The sequence below is a fragment of the Pseudomonas sp. NFACC46-3 genome (genome assembly GCF_900114515.1).
GTDB lineage: Bacteria > Pseudomonadota > Gammaproteobacteria > Pseudomonadales > Pseudomonadaceae > Aquipseudomonas > Aquipseudomonas fluorescens_Q.
Window position 1 is genome coordinate 705,966 of sequence record NZ_FOTH01000001.1, and the last position, 24,750, is coordinate 730,715.

Annotated in this window: 19 protein-coding genes; 9 read left to right on the plus strand and 10 right to left on the minus strand. The window is 61.4% G+C overall.

Annotated features, from left to right (window positions below):
- Window positions 1–44: 44 nt before the first annotated feature.
- A complete protein-coding gene (locus BM300_RS02920) occupies window positions 45–755 on the minus strand; it encodes a FadR/GntR family transcriptional regulator (protein WP_063322044.1) in 711 nt (236 codons plus the stop codon).
- 337 nt (window positions 756–1,092) lie between these two features.
- Between BM300_RS02920 and BM300_RS02925 the strand changes: the two genes are divergently transcribed.
- Both BM300_RS02925 and gudD read left to right on the plus strand, forming a co-directional pair.
- Window positions 1,093–2,442, plus strand: a complete 1,350-nt coding sequence (locus tag BM300_RS02925; protein WP_092145713.1) for an MFS transporter — start codon at window positions 1,093–1,095, stop codon at window positions 2,440–2,442.
- A 19-nt stretch (window positions 2,443–2,461) separates the two neighbouring features.
- On the plus strand, window positions 2,462–3,805 hold the full coding sequence (gene gudD / locus BM300_RS02930; RefSeq protein ID WP_092145518.1) for a glucarate dehydratase: 1,344 nt from the start codon (window positions 2,462–2,464) through the stop codon (window positions 3,803–3,805).
- A gap of 196 nt (window positions 3,806–4,001) precedes the next feature.
- Here gudD and glgB read toward each other — a convergent pair whose 3' ends face one another.
- From glgB to BM300_RS02945, 3 genes are all read right to left on the minus strand, one after another.
- Window positions 4,002–6,236 (minus strand): 1,4-alpha-glucan branching protein GlgB, encoded by a 2,235-nt coding sequence (glgB, locus tag BM300_RS02935; protein ID WP_072348887.1) that lies wholly within the window; start codon window positions 6,234–6,236, stop codon window positions 4,002–4,004.
- 11 nt (window positions 6,237–6,247) lie between these two features.
- On the minus strand, window positions 6,248–9,592 hold the full coding sequence (treS, locus tag BM300_RS02940) for a maltose alpha-D-glucosyltransferase (protein WP_092412668.1): 3,345 nt from the start codon (window positions 9,590–9,592) through the stop codon (window positions 6,248–6,250).
- A gap of 225 nt (window positions 9,593–9,817) precedes the next feature.
- Complete coding sequence (locus tag BM300_RS02945) at window positions 9,818–11,815, minus strand: alpha-1,4-glucan--maltose-1-phosphate maltosyltransferase (RefSeq protein WP_092145516.1); 1,998 nt, start codon at window positions 11,813–11,815, stop codon at window positions 9,818–9,820.
- Between the two features lie 211 nt (window positions 11,816–12,026).
- Here BM300_RS02945 and BM300_RS30950 point away from each other — a divergent pair, with 211 nt between their 5' ends.
- Window positions 12,027–12,191 carry a hypothetical protein gene (locus tag BM300_RS30950; RefSeq protein WP_170842385.1) on the plus strand — a complete coding sequence of 55 codons (165 nt, stop codon included), beginning with the start codon at window positions 12,027–12,029 and terminating at the stop codon, window positions 12,189–12,191.
- 76 nt (window positions 12,192–12,267) lie between these two features.
- Here BM300_RS30950 and BM300_RS02950 read toward each other — a convergent pair whose 3' ends face one another.
- On the minus strand, window positions 12,268–12,768 hold the full coding sequence (locus tag BM300_RS02950) for an MgtC/SapB family protein (protein WP_092461974.1): 501 nt from the start codon (window positions 12,766–12,768) through the stop codon (window positions 12,268–12,270).
- Window positions 12,769–12,905: 137 nt separating this feature from the next.
- Between BM300_RS02950 and BM300_RS02955 the strand changes: the two genes are divergently transcribed.
- From BM300_RS02955 to mapR, 3 genes are all read left to right on the plus strand, one after another.
- Window positions 12,906–13,142: a DUF3203 family protein gene (locus tag BM300_RS02955; RefSeq protein WP_092145512.1), complete on the plus strand. Its 237-nt coding sequence runs from the start codon at window positions 12,906–12,908 to the stop codon at window positions 13,140–13,142.
- A gap of 353 nt (window positions 13,143–13,495) precedes the next feature.
- Window positions 13,496–14,908 carry a cytochrome c oxidase accessory protein CcoG gene (gene ccoG, locus BM300_RS02960; protein ID WP_092223942.1) on the plus strand — a complete coding sequence of 471 codons (1,413 nt, stop codon included), beginning with the start codon at window positions 13,496–13,498 and terminating at the stop codon, window positions 14,906–14,908.
- A 130-nt stretch (window positions 14,909–15,038) separates the two neighbouring features.
- The gene (mapR, locus tag BM300_RS02965) at window positions 15,039–16,448 is read left to right on the plus strand and encodes a GntR family transcriptional regulator MpaR (RefSeq protein WP_092145508.1); all 1,410 of its coding nucleotides are present in this window, start codon (window positions 15,039–15,041) and stop codon (window positions 16,446–16,448) included.
- A 109-nt stretch (window positions 16,449–16,557) separates the two neighbouring features.
- Here the strand turns inward: mapR and BM300_RS02970 are convergent, their stop codons facing one another.
- Complete coding sequence (locus BM300_RS02970) at window positions 16,558–17,304, minus strand: SDR family oxidoreductase (protein ID WP_063322056.1); 747 nt, start codon at window positions 17,302–17,304, stop codon at window positions 16,558–16,560.
- A 79-nt stretch (window positions 17,305–17,383) separates the two neighbouring features.
- Window positions 17,384–18,262 (minus strand): Dyp-type peroxidase, encoded by an 879-nt coding sequence (locus BM300_RS02975; RefSeq protein WP_072348903.1) that lies wholly within the window; start codon window positions 18,260–18,262, stop codon window positions 17,384–17,386.
- 228 nt (window positions 18,263–18,490) lie between these two features.
- Here BM300_RS02975 and ampC point away from each other — a divergent pair, with 228 nt between their 5' ends.
- On the plus strand, window positions 18,491–19,639 hold the full coding sequence (gene ampC / locus BM300_RS02980) for a class C beta-lactamase (protein WP_092145506.1): 1,149 nt from the start codon (window positions 18,491–18,493) through the stop codon (window positions 19,637–19,639).
- Between the two features lie 155 nt (window positions 19,640–19,794).
- On the opposite strand, the gene BM300_RS02985 is transcribed toward ampC, so the two are convergent.
- From BM300_RS02985 to BM300_RS02995, 3 genes are all read right to left on the minus strand, one after another.
- Window positions 19,795–20,343, minus strand: a complete 549-nt coding sequence (locus BM300_RS02985) for a DUF4174 domain-containing protein (protein WP_063322059.1) — start codon at window positions 20,341–20,343, stop codon at window positions 19,795–19,797.
- Between the two features lie 270 nt (window positions 20,344–20,613).
- Window positions 20,614–21,399, minus strand: a complete 786-nt coding sequence (locus BM300_RS02990; protein ID WP_063322060.1) for a sulfite exporter TauE/SafE family protein — start codon at window positions 21,397–21,399, stop codon at window positions 20,614–20,616.
- 107 nt (window positions 21,400–21,506) lie between these two features.
- The gene (locus tag BM300_RS02995) at window positions 21,507–22,256 is read right to left on the minus strand and encodes a hypothetical protein (protein WP_057447798.1); all 750 of its coding nucleotides are present in this window, start codon (window positions 22,254–22,256) and stop codon (window positions 21,507–21,509) included.
- Between the two features lie 297 nt (window positions 22,257–22,553).
- On the opposite strand from BM300_RS02995, the gene BM300_RS03000 reads away from it, so the two are divergent.
- Window positions 22,554–23,705 carry an aldose epimerase family protein gene (locus BM300_RS03000; protein WP_092145504.1) on the plus strand — a complete coding sequence of 384 codons (1,152 nt, stop codon included), beginning with the start codon at window positions 22,554–22,556 and terminating at the stop codon, window positions 23,703–23,705.
- 101 nt (window positions 23,706–23,806) lie between these two features.
- Window positions 23,807–24,628 (plus strand): aldo/keto reductase, encoded by an 822-nt coding sequence (locus BM300_RS03005; RefSeq protein ID WP_092145502.1) that lies wholly within the window; start codon window positions 23,807–23,809, stop codon window positions 24,626–24,628.
- Window positions 24,629–24,750: the final 122 nt, after the last annotated feature.

Genomic DNA, 24,750 nt, shown 5'->3' on the forward strand with positions numbered 1-24,750 from the left:
GCGAGCCTGCTCGCGATGGCGGTGGCTCAAGCGACGGTGAACTGTCAGGTCCGCGCACCAAACCGATCACGGCTATTGGTCAGGTGCAGCCACATGGCGGCTCGGGCGGCGTCGGGGTCTTGGCGCTTGATGGCATTGAAGATCGCTTCGTGCTCGAGATTGGCCAGTTGTGCCAGCTTGCCCAGGTCAGCCTGGCCGCGCTCGGCCACGTTCACTCGGGTCCTGGGGATCATCGCACTGCCCAGGTGCTGCATGATTTCGACGAAACAGGTGTTGTCCGTGGCCTCGGCGATAAGCAGATGAAAACGCCGATCGGCTTCGACGCAACTGTCGTTGTTGCTGAACAACCGCTGATAGTCATCCAGCGCCTGGCGCATCTGCTGCAACTGGCGCTCGCTACGACGCTGGGCCGCCAAGGCGGCCGCCTGGGTTTCCAGGCCCAGGCGCAACTCCAGGATGCCCCGCACACCGGCAGCGGTGTCGACATTGAGGCGCAGCCCGGGCTCGTCGCTCTGCTCCAGCACAAAGGTGCCGATGCCGTGGCGGGTCTCCACCAGTCCCGAGGCTTGCAGCTTGGAAATCGCCTCGCGCACCACCGTACGACTGACCCCATGCTCCTGCACGATGGCCCCTTCCGATGGCAGTTTCTCCCCCGGTTTCAGTTGCCCCAGCAGAATGCTCTGGCTGAGCTTCGCCACCAAGTCATGGGCCAGGTTGTGGGTGCGCTTGCGCAGCGGGGCTTCAGTGTCTTGCATCGCCAGGGTTCCTCGAAAACAGGCTAAGCAATCCTACCATCAGCGGGTCCGGAAATGATCATCGTGAACGCTTAACTTGTATGACAACACTCAAGTTAGAGCGAAATCCCATCCATAACTGACCCAGCACAACCATCACTTCCCGCAGCCGCTTCGCATCATAAATCCCAAAAACCCACCGAATAACCCAACAATTACGGCATAAAAAATCCAGCATTCCTTTCCATTTGTCATCAAAAACCCCTTGTCATCGAAAAAATTCAAGTTGTATGATGTCTATCAACATCGGTACCTGCACGATGCCCCGCATAAAAATAACGAGTGGGAGAAAAACCAAGTGAACACATCCAGCCTCAAGGCGAATGCCGGAGCGGATCCGGTGCTGCTGTCGGCCATTGCCAAGGTCAAGCGCCACATCCTGCCGCTGTTCGTCATCATGTTTATCGTCAACTACATCGACCGTGTGAACATCGGCTTCGTCCGTGCCCATATGGAGCACGACCTGGGGATCGGTGCCGCCGCCTACGGCTTAGGTGCCGGCCTGTTCTTCATCGGCTACGCGCTGTTCGAAGTCCCGTCCAATATCCTGCTGCAACGAATCGGCGCGCGTATCTGGCTGACTCGCATCATGCTCACCTGGGGCCTGGTGGCGGCGGCCATGGCCTTCATCCAGAACGAAACCCACTTCTACATCCTGCGTTTCCTGTTGGGCGTGGCCGAGGCCGGTTTCTTCCCTGGGGTGATCTATTACTTCACCCGCTGGTTGCCAGGGGTTGAACGCGGCAAAGCCATCGCCATCTTCCTCAGCGGCTCGGCCATCGCATCGCTGATCTCCGGCCCGCTGTCGGGGTTGCTCCTGCAAATCAACGGCCTGGGCATGCACGGCTGGCAGTGGATGTACTTCATCGAAGGGATGTTCTCCGTCTGCCTGTGCGTCTTCGTCTGGTTCTGGCTGGACTCCAAGCCCCACGATGCCAAATGGTTGAGCCGTGAAGAACAAGACGTGCTGGTCAAGACCATCGACGATGAACAACGCGCACGAGAAGCCGCTTCGCCGATCAAACTGTCCATCGGCCAACTGCTCAAGGACCGCCAGATCATCCTGTTCTGCCTGATCTACTTCTTCATCCAGCTGACGATCTATGCCGCCACCTTCTGGCTGCCCAGCATCATCAAGAAGATGGGCGAGCTCAGCGATATCCAGGTCGGGATGTTCAACTCGATCCCGTGGTTGCTATCGATCGTCGGCATGTATGCCTTCGCCTCGCTGTCGGCCAAATGGAAGTTCCAGCAGGCCTGGGTCGCAACCGCCTTGCTGATAGCCGCAGCCGGGATGTTCATGTCCACCACCGGCGGGCCGATCTTCGCCTTCGTCGCCATCTGCTTCGCGGCCCTGGGCTTCAAATCCGCGTCGTCGCTGTTCTGGCCAATTCCCCAGGCCTACCTGGACGCCCGGATCGCCGCCGGGGTGATTGCGCTGATCAACTCCGTGGGCAACCTCGGCGGGTTCGTCGCCCCCACCACCTTCGGCCTGCTGGAAGAACACACCGGGTCTATCCAAGGCGGCCTCTATGGCCTGGCGGCCACCTCGATCATCGCCGCGATCATTGTGTTCGCCGCACGCAATACGCCTAAACCCAAATCTGCAACGACGCCGGCCAATCCTCCTGCCGCCAGTCACGCCTGATCATCAAGGATAAGCGCACATGACCACCCCAGAAGCCAGCAAAGCCCCGATCATCACCAGCATGCAGATCGTCCCCGTGGCCGGTCACGACGGCATGCTGCTGAACCTCAGTGGCGCCCATGGTCCGTTTTTCACCCGCAATATCGTTATTCTCAAGGACAACGCCGGCCACACCGGCGTGGGCGAAGTGCCCGGTGGCGAACGCATTCGCCAGACCCTTGAAGACGCCCGTTCGCTGGTGGTCGGCAGCCCCATCGGTACGTACCAGAAGATTCTCAATACCGTGCGTCAGGCGTTCGCCGACCGCGACGCCGGCGGCCGTGGCCTGCAGACCTTCGACCTGCGCATCACCATCCACGCGGTGACCGGCCTGGAAGCGGCGCTGTTGGACCTGCTCGGCCAACACCTGGACGTACCGGTCGCCGCCCTGCTCGGCGAAGGCCAGCAACGCGATGAAGTGAAGATGCTCGGCTATCTGTTTTATGTGGGCGATCGCCAACAGACCGACCTGCCTTACCGCAGCGAGCCGGACGCCGACAACGACTGGTTCCGTGTACGCCACGAAAAAGCCCTGGACGCCGACGCCGTGGTGCGCCTGGCCGAAGCGGCCCATTCGCGCTACGGCTTCCAGGACTTCAAGCTCAAGGGCGGCGTGCTCCAAGGCGACGCGGAGATCGAAGCGGTCAGCGCATTGGCCGAGCGTTTTCCCCAGGCCCGCATCACCCTGGACCCGAACGGTGCCTGGTCACTGAAAGAGGCCATTCGCCTGTGCCGCGACCAGCACAAGGTGCTGGCCTATGCCGAAGACCCTTGCGGCGCCGAGAACGGCTATTCCGGTCGTGAGGTCATGGCCGAATTCCGTCGCGCCACAGGCCTCAAGACCGCCACCAACATGATTGCCACCGACTGGCGCGAGATGGGCCACGCCATCACCTTGCAATCGGTGGACATTCCCCTGGCCGACCCACACTTCTGGACCATGCAGGGTTCGGTACGGGTGGCGCAGATGTGCAATGAATGGGGCCTGACCTGGGGCTCGCACTCCAACAACCACTTCGACATTTCCCTGGCGATGTTCACCCACGTGGCCGCTGCGGCACCGGGCGAGATCACGGCGATCGACACGCACTGGATCTGGCAGGACGGCCAGCGCCTGACCAAGGCACCGTTGCAGATCCAGGGTGGCTGCGTGCAGGTGCCGAAAAAGCCAGGGCTGGGGATTGAGCTGGACACGGATCAGTTGGCCAAGGCCCATGAGTTGTACAAAGGCATGGGCCTGGGGGCGCGGGACGATGCGGTGGCGATGCAATACCTGATTCCAGGCTGGACGTTCAACAACAAGCGGCCGTGCCTGGTGCGCTGAAGGAATCATAAAACTCCTTCAGGTGGGCACATCCAATGGGGTGGTCTTGGATTTTATGACCACCGCAAACTCTTGTGGCGAGGGAGCTTGCTCCCGCTCGGTTGCGCAGCGACCGCCCGAAGGGGCCTGCTGCGCAGCCCAGCGGGAGCAAGCTCCCTCGCCACAGTCATCATTTACCTTCAGGCTTTTGTGAAATCTAACCCTCCGGCCGCAGGATCAACACCGCCAACGGCGGCAAGTTGAGTTCCAACGACAGGGCCTGGCCATGGCTGGGCACTTCTTCGGTGGAGGCACCACCGCCATTGCCATAGTTGGAACCGGCATAGGTGTCAGCATCGCTGTTGAGCAATTCGACCCAGCGCCCGGCGAACGGTACGCCGACCCGATAGGCCTCGCGCGGCACCGGCGTGAAGTTGGCGACCACCAACACCGGCCGGCCCTCCTTGCTCCAGCGCAGCCAGGCGTAGACGCTGTTGAGCGCATCGTCACCAATCAACCACTGGAAACCCTGGGGCGCATCATCCTGGTCATGCAGCGCCGGTTCTTCGCGATACAGACGGTTCAGATCGCTCACCAGTTTCTGCACGCCACGGTGCTCAGGGTATTGCAACAGGTACCAGTCCAATTGCTGGTCGTGGTTCCACTCGCGCCATTGGCCGAACTCACACCCCATGAACAACAGCTTCTTGCCGGGATGGCCCCACATGAAGCTGAGGTAGGCCCTCAGGTTGGCGAATTTCTGCCAGCGGTCACCGGGCATCTTGTCGATCAGCGAGCGTTTGCCATGAACCACTTCGTCATGGGAAATCGGCAGGACGAAGCGCTCGGACCAGGCATACACCAGGCCGAAGCTCAGTTCGTTATGGTGATGGGCGCGGTACACCGGGTCTTGCTGGATGTAGTGCAACGAATCGTGCATCCAGCCCATGTTCCACTTGTAGGCGAAGCCCAGGCCGCCCTGCTGGGTGCTCTGGCTGACGCCCGGCCAAGCCGTGGATTCTTCGGCAATGACCAGCGCACCGGGGGTTTCCAAGGCCACCACATCGTTGAGGTGCCGCAAAAAATCGATGGCTTCCAGGTTTTCCCGTCCGCCATGGCGATTAGGCACCCACTCGCCGGCCTTGCGCGAATAGTCGCGGTACAACATCGAGGCCACGGCATCCACTCGCAGGCCATCGACGTGGAAATGCTTGAGCCAGTGCAGCGCCGACGCCAGCATGAAGCCGTGCACTTCAGTGCGGCCCAGGTTGTAGATCAGCGTGTCCCAATCCTGGTGGAAGCCTTCCAGCGGGTTGCCGTATTCGTACAGCGCAGTGCCATCGAACTGGGCCAGGCCGTGGGTGTCGGTGGGAAAATGCGCCGGCACCCAGTCGAGGATGACCCCGATACTGGCCTGGTGGCAGGCGTTGACGAATGCCGCGAAATCGTCCGGCGAACCAAAGCGTGCCGTTGGCGCGAATTGCGACAGCGGCTGATAGCCCCAGGAGCCGCCGAATGGGTGCTCCATGATCGGCATCAGCTCGATATGGGTGAAGCCCAGGTCCTTGACATATGGGATCAGCCGCTCGGCCATTTCATGCCAGTTGTATTGCCGGGCCACCTCCCCCGCCTCGTCGATTTCGCACTGCCAGGAGCCGGCGTGCAATTCGTAGATCGACAGCGGCGCACCCGGGAGCTGCCGCTCGCGACGGTGCTGCATCCACTCGTCGTCCTGCCACTCGATCTTCAGGGGTGAGGCGACTTTCGACGCCGTGTCGGGCGGCATCTGCGTGGCCAGGGCCACTGGGTCGGCCTTGAGCGGCAAGATGCCGTGGGCACCGAGGATTTCATACTTGTAACCCTCACCGGCACCCAGCCTCGGGATGAATATCTCCCATACGCCGGACGGATAACGGATGCGCATCGGATGCCGACGCCCGTCCCACACGTTGAAATCCCCGACCACCGAAACGCGCCGGGCATTCGGCGCCCAGACAGCGAACCGCACGCCGTCGATGCCATCGACGGTGGTCAGTTGCGCACCGAGGCAGGAACTGAGGTCGCGGTGATTGCCCTCGCCAAACAGGTAAAGGTCCATCTCCCCCAGCAACGGACCGAAGCTGTACGGGTCTTCGGCAACTTGCTCGCCTCCGGCCCAACGAGTGCGCAGCAAGTACGCCTGGGCACGGTCGAAATGGCCGACGAACAGCCCCGGGGTTGCGGTGGGTTGCAGTTCCCCCAGCTCTTCGCCGCCATCGCGGGCCAGCACATGCACGCTCAGGGCACCGGGCAGATACGCGCGAATGAATTGGCCGCCGGCGCCGTCGCCATGAGGTCCCAGGATGGAAAACGGGTCGTGGTGTTCGGCGCGCACCAGCGCGTCGATGTCATGGGGCGCCGGCAGCAACGACTCTTTGGCCTGCCCCTGTGGTTCTTTGTTCGAGACACTCATGATTCTCTCCACTAAATCGGTCCGGCTACGTCGGAAAAGGGTTGCAGCCCACTCAATAACCCGACCAGACCGTGCAACGGCACGGGCAGCCAGGTGGGGCGATTCTCGGCTTCATAGGCCACTTCATAGGCCGCCTTCTCCAGGCCGAACAACGCCAGTGCGGCGTCTTCGCCTTCAGCATCCTTCCACTCATGGGCAAGACTAGCTGCCGCCAGCCGATATGCCTCGACAAATGCCTGGCGAGCCTCTTTCAGATAACGATCAGCGACCCGTTGCCGCGCCGCATCGGCATCAGCCGTACTGTCGACGGTGTGCAAGTGAATCGCCATGGCCGCGGCATAATCGAAGGAACGCAACACGCCGCTGACGTCCTTATAAGGGCTGTGCTTGCCCCGTCGTTCATGCAATGGTCGCGCCGGCTCACCTTCGAAGTCGATCAGGTAGGCGTCGCCCTTGATCACCAATACCTGCCCCAGGTGCAGGTCGCCATGGACGCGAATGCGCAAGCCTCCTTCAGCCTTGCCAGCCAGTGCCTGGACATGGGCCAGGACGGTTTTCTTGTGCTCCAGCAAACGTGCGACCATGGCCTGGTCCGCCGGGTTCAATTGGCCTTGGTTCTGCTTGAGCAGGCGCAAGGCGTTTTCCACTTGGGCAGCCACGTCCTTGCCGATGGCCTGGGCTTGCTTGGCGTTGGTGGCCTGCGGCGCGAAGTCCGGATCGTCGGTAGCCTGGGCCAATACCTGGTGCATTTCCCCCAGGCGCTGGCCGAGCATGCCGGCGAAATCCTTCAGTTCGCCCAGGGCGTTGTAATGCTGCTCCTGCTCGGACACCGCGTCCGCCAGCTCATCGCGCAGGGCGCGTTCGAGGTTGTTCTGGGTCCATTCCCAGGCGTCGCCCTGATTGCTCAAGTAGCCCTGGGCGATCATCAGCAGCGCATCTTCACCCTGGGCGTCGCGGCGAACCACCGAACCCAGCAACGGTGAAATATTGCCGAAACCGGCAGCAGTCAGGTAGGCGCTCATTTCCAGTTCCGGGTGCACACCCGAGGCGACCTTGCGAATCAGCTTGAGCACGAGGCTGCCGCCCACCACCACCGAACTGTTGGACTGTTCGGCGGACAAGTAACGTACCTCTGGTTCGTCTCCCAGGTTCAGCGCGGCCAGGCCTTCGGTGGGTTCGAAGCGCAACTCACCTTCGGCGAACGGCAGCACGGTGGCGGCCTGCATGCTGTGCAGCACGGCTCGCACGAAGCTTTCCAGGCTGAATGCATCGGTGATCAGGCCCACCTGACGCACCCGACGCACCCGCGACAACGCCAGTTGCTGCGGCAACGCCGCACCGACCTGGTCTTCGGCGAGCAGGCCGAACGGCAGCTGATAACGCAGGGTCTGACCGCCACTGGTGACATCGATTTCGCTGAGCAGCACCGGGTGCTGCGGGTCACCAAAGCGCACGCCATAGACAATCTCGACCTTCTCGATCGCACTGTCCTTGCCGGCGAACCAGCGCCGGTTCTGCAGCCAGCTCGGCAGGATGGTTTGCTCCAGCGTGGTGCGCGATGGCGCTTCGAGCAATTCTTCCAGGCGTTTTTTCAGCACCAGGGTGGTGAAGTCCGGCAGGCTCTGGGCCGGTTCCACGTGCCAGCTCGGCATCTGGTTCTCTGTTGCCAGGGCGAACCAATAGAAGCCGTACGGCGCCAGGGTCAGCAGGAAATTCAGTTGGCCGATGGGTGGGAAGGCGTTGCCGCCGAGCATCTCCACCGGGACCATGCCGGCGTAGGTCGACAGATCCAGTTCAGCAGCCTGGGCGCTGCGAGACACGTTGGCCACGCAGAGGATGATTTCGTGCTTGCCGTCAGGCCCGGTGTATTCGCGGGTGTAGGCGAGGATCCGGCGGTTGCTTGGCGAGAGCATCTTCAACGTGCCACGGCCAAAGGCCTTGGACTGCTTGCGCACCGCCAGCATCCGCCGCGTCCAGTTGAGCAGCGAGTGCGGATCGCCCGCCTGGGTCTCGACGTTGACCGACTGGTAACCGTACTGCGGATCCATGATCGGTGGCAGCACCAGGCTGGCCGGGTCGGCGCGGGAGAAACCGCCGTTGCGGTCGATGGACCACTGCATCGGCGTACGCACGCCATCACGGTCGCCCAAGTAGATGTTGTCGCCCATGCCGATTTCATCGCCGTAGTACAGCGTCGGCGTGCCGGGCATCGACAGCAGCAGGCTGTTGAGCAACTCGACGCGACGACGGTCGCGCTCCACCAACGGCGCCAGGCGCCGACGAATGCCCAGGTTGATACGCGCCCGACGGTCGGCGGCGTAGTAGTTCCACAGGTAGTCACGCTCCTTGTCGGTGACCATCTCCAGAGTCAATTCATCGTGGTTGCGCAGGAAAATCGCCCACTGGCAATTGGCGGGGATCTCCGGGGTCTGGCGCAGGATATCGGTGATAGGGAAGCGATCTTCCTGGGCCAGCGCCATGTACATGCGCGGCATCAGCGGGAAGTGGAAAGCCATGTGGCATTCGTCACCGTTCATCCCCTGGGCGTCGACATCGCCGAAGTACAACTGGGTGTCTTCCGGCCACTGGTTGGCTTCGGCCAGCAACATGCGGTCGGGGTAGTTGGCGTCGATCTCGGCGCGGATCAACTTCAGGACGTCATGGGTCTCGGGCAGGTTTTCGTTGTTGGTGCCGTCGCGCTCGATCAAGTACGGGATGGCGTCCAGGCGCAGGCCGTCGATGCCCATGTCCAGCCAGTAGCGCATCACCGACAACACGGCCTTGATGACCTGCGGGTTATCGAAGTTGAGGTCGGGCTGGTGGGAATAGAAGCGGTGCCAGAAATACTGGCCCGCCACCGGGTCCCAGGTCCAGTTGGACTTCTCGGTGTCGAGGAAAATGATTCGCGTGCCGTCGTATTTGTGGTCGTCATCGGACCAAACGTAGAAGTCCCGCGCCTTCGAACCCGGCTTGGCCTTGCGCGCACGCTGGAACCAGGGGTGCTGGTCCGAGGTGTGGTTGATGACCAGCTCGGTGATTACCCGCAGGTTGCGCTTATGGGCTTCGGCAATGAACCGCCGCGCATCGGCCATAGTGCCGTAGTCGGCGCTGACGCCACGGTATTCGGCAATGTCGTAGCCGTCGTCGCGCCGGGGCGAAGGATAGAACGGCAGCAGCCAGATGGTGTTGACACCCAGGTCGGCGATGTAATCGAGCTTTTCGATCAGGCCGGGAAAGTCACCGATCCCGTCGTTATTGGAGTCGAAATAGGATTTTACGTGGACCTGGTAAATCACCGCATCCTTGTACCAGAGCGGATCTTTGATGAAGGTGGCAGACCGGGGTTTCTTCGCCATTTGCAACTCCTGATGAATTCAATAAAGCCGCTGGAGCAGGCTTGTGAGGTCTATGTGGCAAGGGCGCTGTTGCAGGAAGCTGTTGTGTGGCGAGGGAGCTTGCTCCCGCTGGGTCGCGCAGCGGCCCCAAAAAAGCGATGAGTGCTGCGCACTCAAGCGGGAGCAAGCTCCCTCGCCACACAACAGCTCACTCGACACAACAGCGCTTTCTCGGCATCGCGCCTGTCACGCCACGCTGATCCGCCAGATTCCAAAGGGCTGGTAAGCCGGGTCAATGCGCATGAACTGGTACTTGCCATACCAGCTCCAGCGATGGCCATTCATCAGATCCTCGCCCTGGGTCTGGGCGTCGTCGGGCAGGCCCATCTCCCACAGCGGCAACTCAAAACTGGCTTCCTGCGGGTTGTGCGGATCAAGACTCACCGCCACCAGAATGAAGTTGCTGCCGTCGGCGGTGCGCTTGCCGAAGTACAGGATGTTGTCATTCCAGGCGTTGTAGACCTTCAGGCCCAAGTGCGTATGCAACGCAGGGTTCTGTCGACGGATACGATTGAGCTGGGCGATCTCGGCAATGATGTTGCCCGGCGCGGTGAAGTCTCGGGGGCGGATCTCGTATTTCTCCGAATCGAGGTATTCCTCCTTGCCCGGCACCGGTGCCGACTCACACAGCTCGAAGCCCGAATACATGCCCCACAGGCCTGAGCCCATGGTTGCCAGGGCCGCGCGGATCAAAAAACCGGCGCGCCCCGACTCATGGAGAAAGGCCGGGTTGATGTCTGGCGTGTTGACGAAAAAATTCGGCCGGTAGCATTCACGCCACGGCGATTCATTGAGTTCACTGAAGTAGGTCGCCAGCTCAGCCTTGGTATTGCGCCAGGTGAAATAGGTGTAGCTCTGGGAGTAACCGACCTTGCCCAGCCGCGCCATCATGGCCGGCGTGGTGAATGCTTCAGCCAGGAAGATCACTTCAGGGTATTGCGCCCGCACATCGGCGATCAGCCATTGCCAGAACGGCAACGGCTTGGTGTGAGGGTTGTCGACGCGGAATATCTTCACGCCTTCCTTGACCCAGCCCACCACGATGTCCCGCAGTTCCGTCCACAGGCTGGGAATCGCATCGGCCGCGTAGAAATCGACGTTGACGATGTCCTGGTATTTCTTCGGCGGGTTTTCCGCATATTTGATCGTGCCGTCCGGTCGCCAGCTGAACCAGCCCGGGTGCTGCTTGAGCCAGGGGTGATCCTGGGAACACTGGATCGCAAAGTCCAGGGCGATCTCCAGGCCGTGGTCAGCGGCCGCCGCCACCAGGCGCCGGAAGTCCTCGCGGCTACCCAATTGCGGGTGAATGGCCTCGTGCCCACCCTCCTCGCTGCCAATGGCATACGGGCTGCCCGGGTCGTCGGGACCGGCGGTGAGGGAATTGTTCGGGCCTTTGCGGAAACTGCGACCGATGGGGTGGATCGGCGGGAAGTACAGCACGTCGAAGCCCATGTCCTGGATCACCGCCAGGCGCGAGTGCACATCGTTGAAGGTGCCATGGCGCGCAGGATCGTCGGTGATCGAGCGGGGAAACAGCTCATACCAGCTGGCAAACTCAGACAGCTTGCGCTCCACATCCAGCGGATACTCGGGGCTGATGCTCAAGTACGGGCGATGATCGGCCCGGGACATCAGATCGGCACTGCGCGGTGCCAGGAACAGCGCCACCTGTTCCGTCGGCAACAAGCCGGAGAGCTCGTGGTGCAAGGCCGCCAGTTGCTCGCTCAGCTCCCCTGTGCTGCGCTCGACGGCCATTTGCACCTGGTTGCGTCCTTCCTGCAGCTCCAGGCTGATCGGCACCCCGGCACCGAATTTCTTCTCCAGCTCGTAGCGAAAACTGGCGAACTGATCGATCCAGGCCTCGATGCAGAAGACATAGCGACCTTGCTCCGGCACATTGAACTGGCCGCGCCAGCCGTTGTTGCCCAGGTCGCTCATGATCTCGCTGTTCCATACCTCATCCTGCAGCGAACGCCAGCGAATGCGCACGGCCAACTTGTCATGTCCATCGGCGAAGACTTTGCTGGTCACTGTCACGTCCTGCCCAGCCACGGCCTTGGCGGCGAATTGTCCGCCGTCGATCACCGGCATGGTGTTTTCAATAGCGATACGCGGCAACAGCAAGGCTTGAGACAGCGGCAAATGCGGGTTGTAGGCCAGTTCAGTCGGGTGTTCGGCAGTCATCGAGCATCGCTCCTTTTACGCCCCATGGACGCGCTTGTGGCGGTAAAGGCCCAACGGGTCCCTGAAAAAACTCACTTAAACTCCGAACCGAATCAACGACTAAAAGTTCAGAGGGATTTGCCCCTATGCATCCTGGGGATCAAAGCCGGTGCAAGGAGGTCAACAACAATAAGCACGACTCAAGCCATGTGCGTCACGGAGACCCGTCCTGATGAATATTCCCATCCCGGCCGAAACACCCGATCCGAACATCGATGATCCCACCTTGCCACCGCCCGGCCCTGATCCCGAGCCTATTCCAGAGAAAGACCCGCCGCTCGCCCCACAACCGCCGCTGGGTGACCCGCCGAGCGAGGCACCGCCGGAGCGGGTTTGATTCAAGCGTAGTAATAAAAAACCTGTGGGAGCGAGCCTGCTCGCTCCCACAGGTTGTATTTGCAGGCATAGCTGCGTCACGGCCTGCCGTCCTTCTCCAACGCCCGGACAATCACCGGCATCACACTGAAAATAGCCAGCGCCAATATCGTACTCAACACAGCTGTCGCTTCCCGCCCCAACCCGGCGGCGACACCAATGGCGGCGGTCATCCACAGGCCGGCGGCGGTGGTCAGGCCTTTGACATGACCTTCGTCGCCGTCGGTGTTTTTCAGGATGGTGCCCGCGCCGAGAAAACCAATGCCCGCGACGACGCCCTGGATCACCCGGCTCATGGCGTCGGCCTGGGAGCCAGACATCTGTGGCACCAAGACGAACAGCGCCGCCCCCAGGGCCACGAGCATGTGGGTTCGCACGCCGGCAGCCTTGCCCTTGTGTTCGCGCTCGAAACCCAGGATGCCGCCCAGCAGCGCGGCCATCAGCAGGCGCACCGTGACCCGGGCCATCTGCTGGGCATCGGTGATGTCGGCGAATTCCGCCTGCAGGGTTATCCAGACTTCATGCCACCAGGCGTCCATGGACCGTCCTCTTTCTCATTGGATAAACGATGGACCGCAAGCGAAGCCAGAGGTGCGCCCGACCGCTGATCAGCCACGACGAACCCTGGTCAGCGGGCGAGACCTAATACTCAGGACATTCAGGAAGGAGCGACGTCATGCTTGAGCAAATCGACAAAGACAATACCTGCCACATCAAAACCGCCAACGGAACGAAGCTGCGCCCCGCCAGTGAGCTGGTCATCATCACTGACCCGGACAAGGCCATGTCAGCCGTGGAAGTCAATGGTGACCTGGTCCATCTCACCGAAGCCGAAGTGGATGCCCTGACCGTGGCCGGCGCGACCGATAAGCGCAAGCACCTGAAGGCTACCGACAGCGGCTCGGTGATCTGAATCCCGATCCACAGGCAACAGATGCGATTTGTGGCGAGGGGATTTATCCCCGCTGGGTTGCGAAGCAACCCTAAAGCCCTCGACCGGGTCTGTCCGGTATACCGGGTGCACTGACCTGGGGGCGCCTTGCGCCCCAACGGGGATAAATCCCCTCGCCACAGTAAATTCCCGTGCCACAGTAAATCCCTCTCGCCACCGTAATATGTTCGGCACTTCCTGGGTGCATCAAAGTGTCGCAGGGCCTGGGCTTTGCGGCATCTGATCCGGTTTTTATCGAAACACCTGAGTCTGTTATGCAAACAGTTCCATGGTCATAGTGCGCCGGCCAGATAGAGGCTGATGAGCGACCGACCATGAGCGATAGAATCCCCGTCCAGTTGATACAGACCTTCGAACCCGCGCCGTCGAAAATCAAGGCCAGGACCACCGATAACCTGATCCACACCCGCAGCTTCACCGGTTTGTTCCGCACCTTGCGCATCAGCGGTGCGGGGGTTCTGTTCCTGCTGTTCTTCGGCACGGTGTGGTTGGACTGGGGCGGCCGCCAAGCGGTGCTCTGGGACCTTTCCGAAAGTAAATTCCACATCTTTGGCGCGACCTTCTGGCCCCAGGATTTCATCCTGCTGTCGGCTTTGCTGATCATTGCCGCCTTCGGCCTGTTTGCGATCACCGTGTTTGCCGGTCGCGTGTGGTGCGGCTACACCTGCCCGCAGAGTTCCTGGACCTGGATCTTCATGTGGTGCGAGAAAATCACCGAAGGCGAACGCAACCAGCGGATCAAGCTGCAGGCCGCGCCCTGGGGCCTGAACAAACTCTTGCGCCGCAGCGCCAAGCACACACTGTGGCTGGCCATCAGCCTGCTCACCGGCCTGACGTTCGTGGGGTACTTCACGCCGATCCGTCCCCTGGCCGAAGAACTGCTGACCCTGCAAATGGCCGGCGTGAGCCTGTTCTGGGTGCTTTTCTTTACCGCAGCCACCTACCTCAACGCCGGCTGGCTGCGTGAGGCGGTGTGCATGCATATGTGCCCCTATGCACGCTTTCAGAGCGTGATGTTCGACAAGGACACGCTGACTATTTCCTACGACGCGGCCCGTGGTGAAATCCGCGGCCCACGCAAACGCGAGGCAAACCCGGCCAATATTGGCCTGGGCGACTGCATCGACTGCCAGATGTGCGTGCAGGTCTGCCCCACCGGCATCGACATCCGCGACGGCCTGCAGATGGAATGCATCGGCTGCGCGGCCTGCATCGATGCCTGCGATTCGATCATGGACAAGATGGGCTACGCCCGTGGCCTGATCAAATACACCTCCGAACATCAGTTGCAGGGCGGCAAGACTCACCTGCTGCGACCTCGGCTGATCGGCTATACCACCGTGCTGCTGGTGATGATCGGCGCGCTGGTCGTGGCGCTGATGCAACGCCCCATGGTGTCGCTGGATGTCAGCAAGGACCGTGGCCTGTTCCGCGAAAACAGCGCAGGCCAGATCGAGAACATCTACAGCCTGAAAATCATCAACAAGACCCAACAGCGCCAGGACTATCAGCTGTCCCTGGTGGACGGCGACGGCTTCATCCTGCAAGGCAAGACCCAACTGAGCCTGGCCCCGGGGGAAATCGTCGATGTGCCGGTGTCGGTGGCGATGCTCAGCGAACGGCCCGGCAAAGGCTCCCAGGCAATGACGTTCAAGGTCGTCGACAGTGACGCGCCGGGCATTTACAGCATCGCCAAGAGCCGTTTTGTCGCACCGATGAATCGTTGAAGCTTTAAGATGCCGGGCACCTGTGGGAGCGAGCTTGCTCGCGATAGCGGTGGGTCATATGTCACCGTCATCGCGAGCAAGCTCGCTCCCACAGCTAAGTCCACAAATGTCACTCGAGACTGGTCCCTCCATGAAACGCTACGAGAAATTTGCCGACGACATCGCCGAACTGATCCGCTCGGGCATGCTGGGGCCAGGTCAGCGCGTGCCGTCGGTACGCTACGCCAGCCAGACCTACGGTGTCAGCCCGTCCACCGTGTTCCAGGCCTATTACCTGCTGGAACGACGCGGCATGATCCGGGCCCGGCCGCGCTCCGGCTACTTCGTCAATACCCACGCGCCGAGCCCGTTTTCGGAGCCCGCGATCAGCAGCCAGGTGCACGAGTCCACCGAAGTCGACGTCAGTGAGCTGGTATTTTCGGTCCTCGACTCGATCAAGGACCCGGCCACCATACCGTTCGGCTCGGCATTCCCCAGCCCGACACTGTTCCCACTGCAACGGCTGTCCCGTTCACTGTCCAGCGCGACACGGGACATGGACCCGCGAATGGTGGTCACGGACATGTCGCCAGGCAACCCGCAACTGCGCCGACAGATCGCCCTGCGCTACATGGTCGGCGGGTTGATGCTGCCCATGGAGGAACTGCTGGTCACCAACGGTGCCCTGGAAGCGTTGAACCTGTGCCTGCAAGCCGTGACCGAGCCCGGCGACCTGGTGGCGATCGAAGCACCAGCGTTCTACGCCAGCCTGCAAGTGTTGGAGCGCCTGAAGCTCAAGGCCGTGGAAATTCCCGTCCACCCACGCGACGGCATCGACCTGGACGTGCTGGCGCAAACACTGGAACGCTATCCGATCAAGGCCTGCTGGTGCATGACCAGCTTCCAGAACCCCATGGGCGCGACCATGCCCGAGGAGCGCAAACAGGCGCTGGTAGAGTTGTTGAGCCGTCATCAGGTGCCGCTGATCGAGGACGACGTGTACGCCGAACTCTATTACGGCCAGCAGGCCCCCAAGCCCGCCAAGGCGTTCGACACCGAAGGCTTGGTGATGCATTGCGGCTCGTTCGCCAAGAGCCTGGCGCCGGGTTATCGCATCGGCTGGGTCGCCGCTGGGCGCTACGCACAGAAGATCGAACGACTCAAGCTCATGACCTCGTTGTGCGCCTCGATGCCGGCCCAGGCCGCCATCGCCGACTACTTGCAGCACGGCGGCTACGACCGTCACCTGCGCAAACTGCGCTATGCCCTGGAGGAACAGCAAAGCGCGATGCTCGCCGCCATCGCCCGCTACTTCCCCGCCCAGACCCGGGTCAGCCAACCGGCGGGGGGTTACTTCCTGTGGCTGGAGCTGCCGGAGCAGATGGACTCGCTGAAATTGTTCCAGATGGCCCTGGCCCAAGGCATCAGCATCGCGCCGGGACCGATCTTTTCACCGACCCGGCGTTTCAGGAATTGCATCCGCTTGAACTATGGCAGCCCGTGGACCGAGGCCTCGGAAAAAGCCATGGAGACGTTGGGGCGGATTATTCGATCGTTTTGAATTTGGGTTGTCTGTCAGACCGCCATCACGAACGAGCTCACCCACAGGAGACCGTGTCCAATGTGGGAGCGAGCTTGCTCGCGATGGGGCCAGAATAGCTCCCCAGGACTCAGCGCCCACCCCCCAGATCCACAAACGTCCCGGTCGCATACGAAGCCTTGTCCGACAGCAGCCAGATAATCGCTTCGGCCACTTCATCCGGACGCCCGCCCCGAGCCATGGGGATCGCTGATTCCAGCTTGCTGACCCGGTCCGGGTCGCCACTCAGGGCATGGAAATCGGTGTAGATGTAGCCGGGACGCACCGCGTTGACGCGAATGCCTTCGCCGGCCACTTCCTTGGACAAGCCGATGGTGAAGGTGTCCAGCGCGCCCTTGGAGGCCGCGTAATCGACGTACTCCCCCGGTGCGCCCAAGCGCGCGGCCACCGACGAGACGTTGACGATGCTGCCACCCTGCCCGCCGTGCCTGGGCGACATGCGCAGCACCGCGTGCTTGGCGCAAAGAATCGGCCCCAGCACATTGGTCTTCATGATCTTGAGAATGCGGAATTCGGACATTTCATCGAGCCGGGATTTCTGCGCGACCGTGCCGGCGTTGTTCACCAGGGCGGTGACACGGCCAAGCTCGGCGTCCACCCGGTCGAACAGGCCGATCACTTCGTCTTCGATGCTCACGTCGGCCCGCACGGCAATCGCCTGCGCGCCCTTGGCCCGGACCTGTTCGAGCACATCCTGCGCGGCACTTTCGTCGGACTGGTAATTGATGCAGATCCGATAACCCAACTCGGCAGCCAACAGCGCCGTGGCCGCCCCGATTCCGCGGCCGCCACCGGTGATGACGATGACTTTATCCACGTTTGCTTCCCCCATTCCACGGATAGACGTGCGCTGCCAAGAATAGCGTTCGCGTCACACTTTGCACAAACCGCTGTGCTTACCGGGCCAGGGCGCGCAGATCCAGGCGTCCGTCCAACAGCGGCGGGCACCAGTAATAGCCGCCGGTGATGGGCCGGCTCATGCGATACAGGCCATCGGTGATACCGTCTTCCAGGCCACTCATGCGGCGCAGTTGTGCCTCGAAAGCATCGAGGGAGAAACCGAACGCCAGGAACATCAGCCCCGCACGGTCGCCTTCGATCCACGGCATGGAGCGACGGACCACGAACGCCTCCGGGGCGAAGCTTTCCTGGGCGGTGCGCTTGACGTGGGCCGATTCCGGCGCGTCATCGATTTCTTCGTTGTCGCTCAGGCGACGGCCCATGATGTTGTCGCGCTCATGGGGTTGCATCGCCGCGAAACCGTCCAGATCGTGCTGCCATTGCTGGATCGCGGCGAAACTGCCACCGCGCACCCCATCGGCGCCCTGGGCCAGGGCGGCAGCGATGGCAGCCTCGTCGTGCGGGTTTTCGGTGCCATCTTCGTAGCCGGTCAGGTCATGGCCGGTCATATGGCGGAAGGTTTCGTTCATCTGTACCAGGCGCAGCGCCGGGGCCAGCGCCGCCTCGATGGCGCGACTGCGGTGCATCAGCTCGCCACGGTCTTCGCCGTGCAGCCAGCACCACAACGCGTGTTGGGTCGAGGGGTTGTCCACACCCACGCCGGCCAGCGCCGGAAAAGCCCGCAGGCCCTCGACCTGGGCGCCCAACGCCTGGACCAGCGATTCACCAAAGCCGATCACGGCACGGTTATCGAGCAACAACCGGAGTTTGTCTAGCGCAGCCGGCAATGCCTCGACCGATTCCAGGGCAAAAAACAAATGACGGGCCTGAGGCGGAACAGGGGTGGCGAGAATGCCGGGCTGGTAGTAACTCATGTGAACTCCTTTAGAAAGAGCCGCGAGTTTACCCGGCGGCTGCCGCTTTGTGTGGTTTGGCTTGAGGTCCGGTCGCGTCGGATAACCCGACCGTTTTGTGGGAAGGTTCCCGCAGCCCCGTCAGACGACTCAGAAAACGCGCCTCGGCCCGATAACCTCGGATTGCCGGGCCGCCAAAAACGCCCTAGATTGAGCCCCCTCCAGGAAGGTCAACGAGAATGCTGCACCATGCCAATTGCCAGATCGATACTCGCCGGGATTTTTTTCCTGGTCTGCGGAACGCCCGTAAGCTTTGCCCAGGAACGCATTGAAGACACGGTCAATGCCGTCATCCAGCCCTTGATGAAACAGCAGGACATCGCGGGCATGGCGGTAGCGATCACGCACAACGGCCAACGGCAGTTTTTCAGTTTTGGCGTCGCCGCCAAGGATACGAAAAAGCCGGTCACCGACCAGACCCTTTTCGAAATCGGCTCGGTCAGCAAGACCTTCACCGCCACCCTCGGCGCCTATGCCCAGGCCCAGGGCAAACTGTCCCTAGAGGATCCGGCCAGTCGCTTTGCGCCCGAGCTGCGTAGCAGCGCCATGGAGAGCACCCGCCTGCTCGACCTTGCCACCTACACCGCTGGCGGCCTGCCATTGCAGTTTCCCGACGAGGCGGACCATCCGGACCGGATGTTCAGTTACTACAGGAACTGGAAACCGCTCTACCCGGCCGGCACCCAGCGGCTCTACTCAAACCCGAGCATCGGCCTGTTCGGCTATCTGGCGGCCCGCAGCCTGGGGCAGCCATTTGATGAGGTGATGGAGCGCACGCTGATGCCAGGACTGGGCCTCAAGCACAGCTATGTGCGGGTGCCGCAGGATCAGATGGGCCGATACGCCCAAGGCTATGCAAAGGACGGCAAACCCGTGCGAGTCGGTGCCGGCGCACTGGATTCCGAAGCCTATGGGGTCAAGACCAGTTCAACGGACCTGATTCGTTTCGTCGAGGCCAACCTGCGACCTGAAAAACTGGACGCAGACCTGAAGCAAGCCATCGCCACGACGCATATGGGGTTCTACAAGGTTGGCGGGATGAATCAGGGGCTGGGCTGGGAGTTCTACCCCGCCCCGTTCACCTTGGATGACCTGCTCGCTGGCAACACACCGCAGATGGCCCTGGCCCCACAAAAAGCCGAACCTCTCGACCCGCCCCACCCGGCGCCGGACGGCGCCTGGATCAACAAGACCGGCTCGACCAACGGGTTTGGTGCCTACGCGGCTTTCGTGCCCGGTAAAAACATGGGCATCGTGCTGTTGGCGAACAAGAATTATCCGATTGAGGAGCGGGTGAAGGCGGCGCACCGGATCCTGACGGCGCTGGAAGCGCAGTAGAAGGTTGAGTAAGTCACTGTGGCGAGGGAGCTTGCTCCCGCTGGGCTGCGTGAAGCAGCCCTATGCTTTTTAGCATGGTTCGTCGACCGATAAGCTGGGGGGCTGGGGGGTCGCTTCGCGACCCAGCGGGAGCAAGCTCCCTCGCCACGGGACTATCAATCGTCCAACGGCTTCACCGCAGCCGGCGGCTTGACTGCCTTGCCAGCCTTGGCGCCTTTCGCATCCTTGGCCGGTGCGGGCTCCGGCGCGGGAGGTGGCGCCGGGGGCGTCGCTTCTTTTTCCGCGGCGGGGAGTTTATCGACGGTGTCGAAGAGGTCTTTCAGTTCGATCGCCCCGGAATGCTCAAGCTTCTTTTCCCCGTCCTTGCCCACCAGGATGATCTTGGTCTGAGCCCCGGCGCCCAGCTTGAGGGAGCGGATCAGCGCCATGGTGCTTTGCGGGTCCAGGTCCTTGCCATCGCGCTGCCCAATGGTATTGAGCACGGTGTAGAGCACCATGTTGCGCTCGGAAAAACCCTGCTTGCCTGCTGGTTCATCCAAGGCCTTTTTCAGGCTGACCCAGGCCGGGTCGACCGTACTCGGCGCGATAACGATCAGGGGGCGTGCCCTGCCTGCATCCGCCACCAGGGGTGAGTCGCCATCGGCAGCGAACAGGGGGCCGGCGATGGCCAGCAAGGTAGCGAAGGTCAACGACCGAATGAGCATGCGCCTCTCCTTTTGATATTTACGCTGTACTGATTGCACAGGGCGGCGATTGTTCCGCGAGAGTCGCTCAATACTGCGCCTGCCTGACTTGAAGCTTAGGCCAGGGGGGTCATTGCGCAACCGCAAGGAGAGTGTGGCGCGAGAGTTGGAGCGGGGACCACTGTGGGAGCGAGCTTGCTCGCGATAGCGGCTTGACAGTCAACATCGAAGTCGACGGTTCGATCGCTATCGCGATCAAGCTCGCTCCCACATTGGACCAGGGTGATCGTTCTAGAACGCCAGCTTGAACCCGATCATCGCCAGCATCACCGCCAGACAAGGGCGCAGCAACTCGTCGGAGATGCGTCCCGACAAATGACTGCCCAGGTAGATCCCCGGCAACGAACCGATCAGCAGGAAACCCAGGATGTGCCAATCCATGTTGCCCATGCTCGCATGGCCCAGGCCAGCCACCAGGGTCAGCGGCACGGCGTGGGCGATCTCGGTGCCCACCAGGCGCTTGGTGACCAGGAACGGGTAGAGGATGAACAGCGCAACGGTGCCCAGGGCGCCAGCGCCGATGGAGGTCAAGGCGACCATGGTGCCCAGCACGAGGCCGGTGATGACCGTGAGCACATTGAGGCGCGTGCCAGTGGGGTTGTAGTGCCCGCCGGCACGGTCATGGGCGAATTGCAGCAAACGCTTCTTGAACAGGATCGCCAAGGCAGTGGCGAACAACACAAAGCCCAAGGCTTGCTTGATCACCGCGTTCATGGCGTCGGGGGAGCTGTGCAGGCTGCTGAGAAACCACAGCGTCAAGCCGACTGCCGGCACACTGCCCAACGTCAGCCAGCCAGTGATAGCCCAGTCGATGTTGCGATTTTTTGCATGAACCAGGACACCGCCAGACTTGGTAATGGCTGCGTACAGCAGGTCCGTACCCACCGCCGTCGCAGGGTTGATACCAAACCACAACAGGATCGGGGTCATCAGCGAACCACCGCCGACGCCGGTCATCCCAACGATGAAGCCGACCACCAGGCCTGCAACGACTAAACCGACATTACCGAAATCCATTAAACCCGTCTCAGCACGACCGCATGAAAAATCTGGCCGCGAGCATAGCGATTTTTCTTATAACCCCCTATATCGATGTGATCTATCTTTATTCCTTTTCCGTCATTTCACTGGACCGGCAGGAAATTGAGGAACAGCAGGCTCTGGGCGTAATTCAAGCCAATCCGCCGGTAGCGCTCATCGAGCATCTGGGTCAGCAGGTCCAATCGGGCGACGATTTTTCCAAACTCCACGGCGAAACTCAGGTTGCTGCCCTCCTCCGAGATCTCATTGGAAAACAGCAACAGCTTGCCGTCCTTGTTCTGCCGCTGACTCAGCAGCCAGGTGGCTTTTTCGATATTGCGCGCCGCGTTGCTGACAAAACGCGGGTCGATGGTGTCGGTCATGTAGAACTCGAGGCGATTGCCGTGCGCGGTGACCAGCATGCTGCCGATGGCATAGATGAACGCCCCTACCCGATCGCCGAGAAACTCCGGGCTCATGGCGTAGCTCAGGGCCGCCAGGTCCTTCTTGCCACCCAAGGTCGGCAAAGGCTGTTGCTGCTCGATGGCCATGCGCACCTGTTTTTCCGCAGTGCGAGCGTCGAGAAAGCCGGACTTGCGCAGCTCCTCGGGGTTGCGCAGGTACAGCTTGTTCATCAGCAGATAGAGGCTTTGCAAGTTGTCGTGCATCGACAACGTGGCCATGCGGTCGACGCTGGTCTGCAAGAACTCCTGGGGCTTGGCGTTGCTGAACTGCGTGACCATGTCCTGTCCCTGCTGATGGCTGCAGCCGCCGCTGAACAGCATCGACACACCGACCAACAATGCCAGGCAGCAGCGGCGCAATCTCGTCACAGGATAAAAAACACCGGCCATCGAATCTCGGTCTGGGCATGGGGAAGCGATGGGGGTCGTCGCTTCCAGGCCATGGATAGAGCGGCAAAAATCACAAAAGTGCAGTACCTGGAGAAAACCCTCGGTCTTCAGCAACGACCCAATCACGCAATTAGTCTTACTTTTTAATTGATAAATCCCCATTAATGGCTATAAATCCCTTCTCACCCACCAAATAGAAAGACTACTAACCAGAAAAACCTTCAGCGCTGTCCGACCAGTAGCGGACTCGCCCCGCGTTCAAAACAACAACAAAACAACAGGAAGGAAGGTCATACCATGCTTGAATCCAGACAACTGCTCACGGCCCTCGGAGTGTCTCTGATGATCGCCACCTCGGCTTCCCACGCTGCCGGCCTGACCAATGAACGCGGTGCGTTCGGCAAAACCGACGACGGCACGGCGGTGGAAAAATTCGTGCTGCGCAACAGTCACGGCATGGAGGCCACGGTCATCACCTACGGCGGCATCCTCCAGTCATTGAGCGTGCCGGACAAAAACGGCAAGGCCGCCGACATCGTGCTCGGCTTCGACGACGTGCAGGGTTACCAGAAGAACGGCAGCGTGTATTTCGGCGCGACCATCGGCCGCTTCGGCAATCGCCTGGCCGACGGCGCCTTCGAGCTGGACGGCAAGCGTTACCAGGTGCCGCAGAACGACCATGGCAACTCCTTGCACGGCGGACCGCAAGGGTTCGATAAGCGCGTCTGGAAGGCCCAGCCCCATGACGGCAAGGACTCGGTGGGCGTCACCCTGACCTACGTGTCACCGGATGGTGAGATGGGCTTTCCCGGCACGTTGAAAACCGACGTCACCTACAGCCTCAACGAACAGAACGAGTTGCGCATTGAGTACAAAGCCACCACCGACAAACCCACGGTGCTGAACCTGACCAACCACAGCTATTTCAACCTGGCCGGGGCCGGTAACGGCGACATCCTCGATCAGCTCGCCACCCTGCACGCAGCCCACTACACGCCGGTCACCGGCAAGCTCATTCCCACCGGCGAACTGGCCCCCGTGGCCGGTACACCGATGGACTTCACCCAACCCACCGCCATCGGCACCCATATCAAGGCCGATCACCCACAACTCAAGTTCGCCGAACCGAAACAGGGCGGTTTCGATTTCAACTGGGCGCTGGACGCCAAGGGTGACGTGAGCAAACTGGCCGCAGAAGTGTATGACACGGACTCCGGACGCCGCCTGCAGCTCTACACCACCGAGCCTGGCGTGCAGTTCTACACCAGCAACTTCCTCGACGGCACGGTCAAGGGCAAGCAAGGCAAGGTCTATCCACATTGGGGCGCGTTCACCCTGGAAACCCAGCACTACCCCGACTCGCCCAACCAGCCGAACTTCCCTTCGACGCGGCTTGATCCGGGCCAGACCTACACCCAGACCATGGTGTTGAAGTTCTCCGCGAAGTAACGCCCCCGCCGAATCGTTCCCATGCTCGCGTGGGAACGATCAACACTGAACACTTGGTCTATCCTGCTGCCACACGTCAAAGCAAAAAACAGGAGATAGGCATGAGGACGCTGGAATTGGCGGGTGTGTCCGTACCGGTCATTGGCCAGGGCACCTGGCGCATGGGTGAGGAACCGTCCCATCACAAGAAAGAAGTCGCGGCCCTGCGGTTGGGGATCGAACTGGGCATGACCCTGATCGACACGGCGGAGATGTATGCCGAAGGCGGTGCGGAGACCGTCGTTGGCGAGGCGATCACTGGCCTGCGGGACCAGGTTTTCCTAGTGAGCAAAGTCTACCCTCACAACGCCAGTCGCAAAGGCATTCCCCTGGCCTGCGAACGCAGCTTGCGCCGGCTCGACACCGATTACATCGACCTTTATCTGTTGCACTGGCGCGGGCAGTACCCGTTGGCAGAAACCGTCGAAGCGTTCGAACGCCTGCGCGAAGAAGGCAAGATCGGCCGCTGGGGTGTGTCGAACTTTGACGTCGATGACCTCGAGGAGCTGGCCTCGCCTGCCTGCGCCACCAACCAGGTGCTGTACAACCTGCAGGAACGCGGCATCGAATTCGACCTGCTGCCCTGGTGCCAGCAACGGCCCATGCCGATCATGGCCTACTGCCCGGTCGGCCAGGGCGGGCACCTGCTCAAGGATCACACCCTGGGACAGATCGCCGAACGCCATCGCGCCACACCGGCACAGATCGCACTGGCCTGGCTGTTGCGCCAGGACAATGTGATTGCCATTCCCAAGGCCGTGAAGCCTGAGCATGTGCGTTTGAATGCCGAAGCGGCCAACCTCAAGCTGGAACCGCAGGACCTGGCCGCCCTCGACCTGATATTTCCCCAGCCCCGGGGGAAGCAGCGGTTGGCGATGGTCTAGTTTCCCCGGGCCTGGCAGCTTTTTGTGGCGAGGGAGCTTGCTCCCGCTCGATCGCGAAGCGGTCGCAAAAGGGGCCGCTGCGCAGCCCAGCGGGAGCAAGCTCCCTCGCCACAGGAACCTTG